This is a genomic window from Mesorhizobium sp. B1-1-5, assembly GCF_006443065.1.
GTDB lineage: Bacteria > Pseudomonadota > Alphaproteobacteria > Rhizobiales > Rhizobiaceae > Mesorhizobium.
In genome coordinates this window covers 1-1,076 of record NZ_VFWS01000616.1, presented here as the reverse complement: position 1 = coordinate 1,076, position 1,076 = coordinate 1, and the positions used below count along the sequence as shown (strand labels likewise).

The window sequence follows — 1,076 nt, the reverse complement described above, 5'->3', positions numbered from 1 at the left end:
TTGTAAACCCTATCCGAAGGTCTCAGCCGAAAGATCAGTTGAAAATCATGTCTGATGGCTGTCGCTGACCTAGAATGCAGCGGTAAGGCCGACGCTCAGGGAACCCCCGCCCAATATGCTGGATTTCAGTTCGCTCCTGCTCGCAGCCGCGCTGTCGGGCATCTGCCTCAGCATCACCATGTTCGCGATCTGGTTCGCCGCGCCCCGGGCCAGCTTCGTGCTGACGGTGGGGTGCGGCATTCTCGTGCTCGTTGTGCATGTCATCCTGTTCTGGCGATACACGAAGGAGCCTGATCCGCTGCTTTGCCAGGTCGCGCTTGCATTGCTCAGCCTCGGTTTCCTGGTCATCTGCCTCTCGGCCATGCAGTATCTCGGCGTGCCGGATTACCGGCGTGCCATTTTGCCGACATTGGCCGCCATGACGATCTGCGCGGCGGTGACTTCCCTCGGTCTCGACGGGGTAGGCTTCATCGTTACCTATGTAACGGTGACTGTGCTGCTCTCGGCGATCGGAACCATGTTCTGGCTCAACGGCAGTCATGATCGCAAAATCCTGCTGGTGGTTTCGTTCCTAGGCGGCACCTGTGCGGTGTCGTTTGCACTTTGCGCGGTCGTCCTGGTGGCCAAGGGGCAATGGACGCTCGGGGCAGCCCCCGATAACTGGGCCGAACGCCTGAATTCGGTCGTGGCCGTGGCCTGCATGACCGGTCTCGGCGCATTGACGTTTTCCCTGCATCACCTGCAGGCGCAGATCGAGCTGAAGGCCGAGACGATGACCGATCCGTTGACCGGGCTGATGAACCGCCGGGGATTGATGTCGCTCCATGGCGAACGGGCCTTCGGTCCGTTCATGGCGGTCGTCATGTTCGACCTCGATCATTTCAAGAAGACGAACGACATCTATGGTCACCCGGTGGGGGATCAGGTTCTGTGCCGCTTCGCCGCAGTCATCAGAAAATATGCCAGAACGGGCGTCGACGCCTTTCGTCTCGGCGGCGAGGAATTCGCGATCGTCATGTCCCGGGTGACCGAAGAGAGGGCTTACGAGCTCGCAAGCAAGATCGGCGTCGCCTTCG

1 protein-coding gene is annotated in these 1,076 nt (G+C 60.1%); it reads left to right on the top strand.

The features are described 5' to 3' along the window. Positions 1-115: 115 nt before the first annotated feature. Positions 116-1,076, top strand: a 961-nt coding sequence (locus tag FJ980_RS33800; RefSeq protein WP_140547686.1) for a diguanylate cyclase, incomplete at its 3' end; no start/stop codon positions are given.